This is a genomic window from Phyllobacterium phragmitis (assembly GCF_002980495.1).
GTDB lineage: Bacteria > Pseudomonadota > Alphaproteobacteria > Rhizobiales > Rhizobiaceae > Paramesorhizobium > Paramesorhizobium phragmitis.
Window position 1 is genome coordinate 449,470 of the sequence record NZ_PVBR01000001.1, and the last position, 6,687, is coordinate 456,156.

Below are 6,687 nucleotides of genomic sequence, written 5' to 3' on the forward strand. Positions count from 1 at the left end.
GTTGTGAGGATGTTTCTGGAAGCCGGTAGCCGTCAGTCGCGCCGTTCCCAGCCCTTGGGACCAAGCTGCTCCTGCGGCTTGAAGCGGATCTTGTACTGCATCTTGCGGGATCCCTCGACCCAATAGCCGAGATAGACATGCGGCAACCCATGAGCGACCGCGCGCTGGATGTGATCGAGGATCATGTAGGTGCCGAGCGAGCGATCGGTGAAATCCGGATCATAAAAGGAATAGACCATCGACAGGCCGTCCGACATCACGTCGGTCAGCGCGACCGCGAGCAATTCGCCTTCGCCTTTCTGGCTGATGAAAGAATCCGGCCCGCGGCGGCGGTACTCGATGATCTGCGTGCTGACATGCGTATCCTCCACCATCATCGCATAGTCCAGAACGGTCATGTCGGACATGCCGCCCTTGCGGTGGCGCGCATCGATATAATGGCGGAACAGCGAATATTGTTCGGTCGATGGCTCCGCCCTGTGGCTATAGCCGATCAGATCGGCATTGCGTTTCCATATCCGCTTCATCGAACGGTTCATCGCGAACTCAGCCGCCAGGATACGCACCGAGACGCAGGCGCGGCAGGTTTCGCATGCCGGCCGGTAGGCGATGTTCTGCGAGCGGCGGAAGCCGCCTTGTGTCAGGAGATCGTTGAGCTCATTCGCCTTTTCACCAACCAGATGCGTGAAGACTTTCCGCTCGAACTGACCTTCGAGATAGGGACAGGCCGAAGGAGCGGTCAGAAAGAACTGCGGTGATTGTTGCGGTTGGTGAGTCATTCAACATCCGGTACATGCAAAGCCCATCCCAGCATGAACCCGCCGTGGAAAACGTCAATAGAAATCAATCTCTCAGGGGTTTCGATTGCCGGAAATTTGAACGCGACCGCCGTCTGCAGGCATATATCAGCGATCAGTACGGACCACGACAGTGCCCAAAAGCAGGTCGTGCAGGGTTCTCTTGCGGTCGAGAAACAGCGATGCCAGTAGAATCAGCGGTGTCAGGATCACATTGCCGGCCCAGAACAGCACCGTATGGACGATCGCCAGCATGCTGTCGACAGGCTGGCCATCGAGCCTTTCGAGCTTGACGCCCATCATCTGCATGCCTTTGGTCGCCTGGCGCGACCCGCCCATGGTCAGTGCGACATAGCCAAGCGCCACGACGGGCACCATGATGCCGTAGAGCATCCAGCCAAGCCCGAGCGTCGCGACGCCGAGAATGGCGATGATGATGGCGACGGGAATGCAGAGCAGGCCGACCAGGATATAATCGATCAGGAAAGCGAATATACGGCGCGTCCGCACACCCCTGTAGAGGCGCCGGTCATCGAAGCGCGTCGGGAGGATTTCGCCATTCAGTACATTATCGGTCATCTCAGTTTCCCGTTAAAATCGGTCCGTCTCGCTGGTTCATACATGATCCAACGAGACGAAAATGGGAAATGCGGATGGCTTTTTCAAGAAACCGCCCCGGCAGGCAGCTTCTCGTGGTTAAATGTCGCGTGCAAGCCTTTCCGCAACCTCGACGGCAAAATATGTCAATATACCGTCGCAGCCGGCGCGCTTGAAGGCAAGCAGGGTTTCCATCATCACCCGCTCCTCGTCGATCCAGCCATTGGCGCCCGCGGCCTTGATCATCGAATATTCGCCCGATACCTGATAGGCGTAGGTCGGCATGGCGAACGTGTCCTTCAGGCGGCGGGCGATGTCGAGATAGGGCAGGCCCGGTTTGACCATGATCATGTCGGCGCCCTCAGTCAGATCCTGTTCCGCCTCGCGGATCGCCTCGTGGCTGTTCGCCGGATCGATGTAATAGGTCTTCTTGTCGCCCTGCAGCAGCCCCAACGTGCCGATCGCCTCGCGGTAAGGGCCATAGAAGGCGGATGCAAATTTCGTCGCATAGGACATGATGGCGACGTCCTGGAAACCGTTGTCGTCGAGCGCATCGCGGATCGCGCCGATCCGCCCATCCATCATATCCGAAGGGGCAATGATGTCGGCGCCGGCCTCGGCCTGCGCCAGGGCGCCGAGCACGACCATCTCCACGGATTCATCGTTGACGATCAGGCCGTCGCGCAGGATACCGTCATGGCCGTGGGTCGTGAAGGGGTCGAGCGCTGCATCGGTGATGATGCCGATTTCCGGCACTTCCTTCTTGATGGCGCGCACGGCGCGATTGATGAGATTATCAGGATTGGCGATATAGGACCCGTTCACATCGCGGATTTCCAAACTCTCGCGCGGGAAGGGTGCGATCGCCGGAATGCCAAGCTTTGCTGCCTTTTCCGCCTGCCGCACCGCCATATCCACCGAAAACCGCTCTACGCCGGGCATGGCGTCCACCGGTTCGCTGTGATTGTTTCCCTCGCACAGGAAGATCGGCCAGATCAGATCGTCGACGGTCAGGCGATATTCCTGCACCAGCCGGCGCGACCAGTCCGCCTTGCGCAACCGGCGCAGCCGGCGGCCCCGGGTGATCTCGTCGACGCTGCGGTTTCCGCCCGTTTGCCTGATTTGGGAAAAGGCTTTGTTCATATTCCGTCTCCCTCGCGAGACTGTATAAGTAGGTAGGACCATGGCGGTTTATCACGGGAAGAGCAGTCAAACCAAGTCGATTGGCCTGTGCGCCATTGACGCGGACGCTTTCCCTTTCTACCCCTTTCTAAACGGGAGTCGGATGTGGAAGTCGATTTTGGCGGACAGGGCGAGATAGTTTTCGAGCGAAGGGGACGCGCGGGACTGGTCCGCCTGACGCGCCCGGCAGCGCTCAATGCGCTGACGCACGGCATGGTGAAGGCTCTCAGGCGCGCGCTCATCGCATGGGAGGCCGATCCGCAGGTCGCCTGCGTCATTGTCGAAGGTGAGGGGCGGGCCTTCTGCTCGGGCGGCGATGTGGTCGCCGCCTATGATGCCGGCCGCAACGGCAGCCCGCCTTACGAGTTTTTCGCCGACGAATATCGTCTCAACGCCCATATCGGCCGCTATTCAAAGCCTTACGTCGCTTTTCTCAACGGTATCGTCATGGGCGGCGGCGTCGGCATCTCCGTGCACGGATCGCATCGTGTGGTGACGGAAAACACGCTTTTCGCCATGCCGGAGGTCGGCATCGGCTTTTTCCCCGATGTCGGCGGGAGCGCCTTCCTGCCGCATCTCGCCCATCATTTCGGCACCTATCTCGCATTGACCGGCAACAGGATACGCCAGGGCGATTGCCTGGGGACCGGGATCGCAACCCATGCAATCGCCGCCGAAAAGATCGAACGCATCAGGTCCCTGCTGATAGACACGGGCGATGTCGGGGTAGCTTTCAGCGATACGGCTAATACGCCCAAGCCCGAATTCGAAACCGATGCGCAGACCAGGCAGCTGATCGCACGATGCTTCGGCGAAGCGACGCTGGAAGACTGTATCGCGGCGTTGTCGAAAATGGCGCAAGACGGATCGGTAAAGGCCGGCAGCGAGGTTGCGCAGAACATCCTCTCCGTTCTGGAAAGCCGCTCACCGACAAGCCTGCATGTCACCTTCAGGCTGATCGCCGAGGGCAGGGCGCTCAAGATGGATGATTGCATGAGGATGGAATACCGCATTCTCAACCGCATGCTCCAGGGCCATGATTTTTATGAGGGCGTGCGCGTCGCGCTGATCGACAGGGGCAGCAAGCCGCATTGGAAGCCGGCCAGGCTGGAGGACGTCGCGCCGCAGGATGTCGACGCCTATTTCATGCCGCTCGCGGAAAGGGAACTAACGCTGCCATGATGGAGGAGCATTTGCGTCAGCGCATCGAGCCGTCCCTTGCCGAAACCGGCTTCGTCTGGTTCATGCGGCTTCTGGCGATCTATTGTCTGGCGCTGGGCGTCGCCTATTGGATAAGGCTGATCGGTTTGCATCAGGGCCTGCTCTGGCGTTTCGATCTGATGCCGTGGCAATGGCAGACGGCAGCGGTTTCGCTGGCGGTGCTGTTTCCGGTGGCGGCGACAGGCTTGTGGATGCGTGCGCCGTGGGGCCCGGTCATCTGGTTCGTCGCGGCTTTGATCGAGACGTCGATGTATACCGTCTTCGAACGCATCTTCGCCGCCAATCCGATGGTCGGCATCACCAATCTCCTGATCCTGCTTCTCTATATCGCTTTCCGGGTGGTTCTCTTCTTTCAGGCGCGTAAGCTTCGAAGGGGCTGACGGGCATCCTGGTCTCCCGTGTCTGTGGGCTCCACCTTGGCCGCATGGGCGCAGGTGTAAGCGATTGTTAAGCCTGAAATTGCTTCTTCTTTGGTAAGCTACTGTTAAGTCTGTGTTTTAATTCGAATTTTATGCGTGCCCGATATTGTCCCTCTCAACGGTGAGAAAAAAACACCGACACAACAGAGAGGCTAATACAATGATCAACACCCAGCGCAAGACGGGCGCAGAAGCGCGCCTGCCCAATGAAGAAACAGCTCTCCGCACGCTCTATCTGGAGGCGCTGCAACTCGTGGAACGCCTGCATCGCCGTCTGCTCGATGTGGTCAAGGACGAGTTCGACCGCAACGGCCGCAGCGATATCAATGCCGTTCAGGCACTTCTGCTTTTCAACATCGGCAATGCCGAGCTGACGGCGGGCGAGCTGCGCAGCCGCGGCTATTATCTCGGATCGAACGTGTCCTACAATCTGAAGAAGCTTGTCGATATGGGCTTCATCCATCACCAGCGCTCCCGCGTCGACCGCCGCTCGGTGCGTGTCAGCCTGACGGAGAAGGGCAACGAGGTCGCGGAACTGGTTGCCGGCCTCTATGAGCGCCACATTTCTTCGATCGAACAGGTCGGGGGCATTCGCGCCGAAGAATTCCAGAACATGAACAAGTCGCTGCAGCGTCTCGACCGCTTCTGGAACGATACCATCGCCTACCGCATGTAATCGTTTTCCGGGCTGGCTGGCGGCTCCATCCATGGCCTGCAGACGTTGCAGAAAAGTCACATAAGCAGAAGTCCGGCTTGTCAGTCGGGCTTTTTGCTTCTGACTTTCGGCTTTGGCGTCTGATGGGGGCGCGGCGACATGATTAAGCCATAAACGCGGGCTTATGCGAAGAAGACGAACGCGGAGAATTTCGCGCCATGTCCAAGGGCAGAAGTTCCTGCGCCATTGCGTTCCCGGCCAAAGTCTCCCGAGAGTGGCCCGAGTATGGGATGCCGGAAAAGCAGTTGCCGTTTGTTAACGTTGCCCTTGGTATTTTGCGAACCCTATCCCGTCCTGATCGACGGCTTGGAGAAATTTGCACACGATGAGCAATTCAGGGAAAATGCCGATGACGAATCTGCGGAAGAATCTCGAATCTTCCAAATTGGACCGCCGCCTGTTCCTGCGCGGCGCTGCAACCGCCGGATTATCGGTATTCGCCACGGGCGCGTTTGCCCAGCCCATCATCAATGATGTTCTTGCCGCTCCGCGGCGCGGCAATTGGGACGATCAGTTCGATGCCCGCGCCTCCGACGCCCAGAAGGTGGCCTCGAACCAGCCCATCATGAGCCCGGCGACTGTCTCCTATGTGCAAAACGCCATCGGATATTACAGCAACATCGTTGCCCAGGGCGGCTGGCCGAATGTGCCGGCCGGCGCGAAGCTGCAGCTCGGCGTTGTTGATCCGGTTGTGTCCGTCCTGCGCAAGCGGTTGATCATCGCCGGCGATCTTTCTGAAAGCGCGGGGCTCTCCAATTCGTTCGATACTTATGTCGATGCAGCGGTCAAGCGCTTCCAGAGCCGTCATGGCTTGCCGGCCGATGGCGTGATGGGGCAGTTCACCTACGCGGCGATGAATGTCAGCGCCGATGTCCGGCTGGGCCAGCTTCAGACGAATTTGCAGCGCCTCAGCGAACTCGCCAATGTTTCCGAGCCTCGCTTCGTCATGGTCAATATCCCTGCCGCACAGATCGAAGCGGTGGAAAACGGCCGGGTCATGCAGCGCCATACCGCCATTGTCGGCAAGATCGACCGGCAGACGCCCCTTCTCGTTTCCAAGATCCACGAGGTTATCCTCAACCCTTACTGGACTGCGCCGAAGTCGATCATCCAGAAGGACATCATTCCGCTGATGCGCAAGGATCCGACCTATCTTACGCGCAACAAGATCCGGCTCTACAACTCGCAGGGCCAGGAAGTTCAGCCGGAGACGGTCAACTGGACCACGGAAGAGGCTGTGAAGCTGATGTTCCGCCAGGATCCCGGCAAGATCAACGCCATGTCCTCGACCAAGATCAATTTCCATAATTCGCATGCGGTCTATATGCACGATACGCCGCAGAAGACCCTGTTCAACAATCTCATGCGTTTCGATTCGTCAGGCTGCGTTCGCGTCCAGAACGTGCGCGATCTCGATGTCTGGCTGTTGAAGAACACGCCAGGCTGGGATCGTCAGGCGATTGAGTCGACGATCAAGTCCGGCGCCAGCACCCCGATCCAGCTTGTCGATCCGGTACCGGTGCATTTCATCTACGTCTCAGCCTGGTCGACAGGCGACGGCGTCGTTCATTTCCGCGACGACATCTACGAGCGCGACGGCGCGTCCGAGCTGGCGCTCGGCACGAATACCTAGTCACATGGAACGAAAGTAGGCATCATTTTGTTGGGCTTCTGTCCTAAGGAGCAGGAGTTTGATTGATGGTCGGCAGGCAAGCGGATGTCGTCGTTCTGAGCGACGCGGATAGGAACTTCCTCG

General features: G+C 58.7%; 7 protein-coding genes. 4 read left to right on the forward strand and 3 right to left on the reverse strand.

The window, feature by feature from the left end; translation table 11 throughout:
* Window positions 1-32: 32 nt before the first annotated feature.
* From C5748_RS02140 to hemB, 3 genes are all read right to left on the reverse strand, one after another.
* Window positions 33-779: an arginyltransferase gene (locus C5748_RS02140; protein ID WP_105740252.1), complete on the reverse strand. Its 747-nt coding sequence runs from the start codon at window positions 777-779 to the stop codon at window positions 33-35.
* A 126-nt stretch (window positions 780-905) separates the two neighbouring features.
* Window positions 906-1,376: an RDD family protein gene (locus C5748_RS02145; RefSeq protein ID WP_105740253.1), complete on the reverse strand. Its 471-nt coding sequence runs from the start codon at window positions 1,374-1,376 to the stop codon at window positions 906-908.
* 117 nt (window positions 1,377-1,493) lie between these two features.
* On the reverse strand, window positions 1,494-2,537 hold the full coding sequence (hemB, locus tag C5748_RS02150) for a porphobilinogen synthase (protein WP_105740254.1): 1,044 nt from the start codon (window positions 2,535-2,537) through the stop codon (window positions 1,494-1,496).
* A 144-nt stretch (window positions 2,538-2,681) separates the two neighbouring features.
* On the opposite strand from hemB, the gene C5748_RS02155 reads away from it, so the two are divergent.
* The 4 genes from C5748_RS02155 to C5748_RS02170 all read left to right on the forward strand — a co-directional run bounded on the left by C5748_RS02155 (window position 2,682) and on the right by C5748_RS02170 (window position 6,564).
* Window positions 2,682-3,758: an enoyl-CoA hydratase/isomerase family protein gene (locus C5748_RS02155; RefSeq protein ID WP_105740255.1), complete on the forward strand. Its 1,077-nt coding sequence runs from the start codon at window positions 2,682-2,684 to the stop codon at window positions 3,756-3,758.
* Complete coding sequence (locus C5748_RS02160; RefSeq protein WP_425350188.1) at window positions 3,755-4,177, forward strand: DUF6163 family protein; 423 nt, start codon at window positions 3,755-3,757, stop codon at window positions 4,175-4,177. Before C5748_RS02155 ends, C5748_RS02160 begins: the two co-directional genes overlap by 4 nt.
* A 199-nt stretch (window positions 4,178-4,376) precedes the next feature.
* The gene (ldtR, locus tag C5748_RS02165) at window positions 4,377-4,892 is read left to right on the forward strand and encodes a transcriptional regulator LdtR (RefSeq protein ID WP_105740257.1); all 516 of its coding nucleotides are present in this window, start codon (window positions 4,377-4,379) and stop codon (window positions 4,890-4,892) included.
* Between the two features lie 388 nt (window positions 4,893-5,280).
* A complete protein-coding gene (locus C5748_RS02170; protein WP_105740258.1) occupies window positions 5,281-6,564 on the forward strand; it encodes a L,D-transpeptidase family protein in 1,284 nt (427 codons plus the stop codon).
* The last annotated feature ends 123 nt before the right edge of the window (window positions 6,565-6,687 follow it).

Coding starts and splice junctions, on each gene's coding strand:
- C5748_RS02140 (WP_105740252.1), bottom strand. CDS start 779: ATGACTCACCAACCGCAACAATCACCGCAGTTCTTTCTGACCGCTCCT.
- C5748_RS02160 (WP_425350188.1), top strand. CDS start 3,755: ATGATGGAGGAGCATTTGCGTCAGCGCATCGAGCCGTCCCTTGCCGAA.
- C5748_RS02145 (WP_105740253.1), bottom strand. CDS start 1,376: ATGACCGATAATGTACTGAATGGCGAAATCCTCCCGACGCGCTTCGAT.
- C5748_RS02170 (WP_105740258.1), top strand. CDS start 5,281: ATGACGAATCTGCGGAAGAATCTCGAATCTTCCAAATTGGACCGCCGC.
- ldtR (WP_105740257.1), top strand. CDS start 4,377: ATGATCAACACCCAGCGCAAGACGGGCGCAGAAGCGCGCCTGCCCAAT.
- hemB (WP_105740254.1), bottom strand. CDS start 2,537: ATGAACAAAGCCTTTTCCCAAATCAGGCAAACGGGCGGAAACCGCAGC.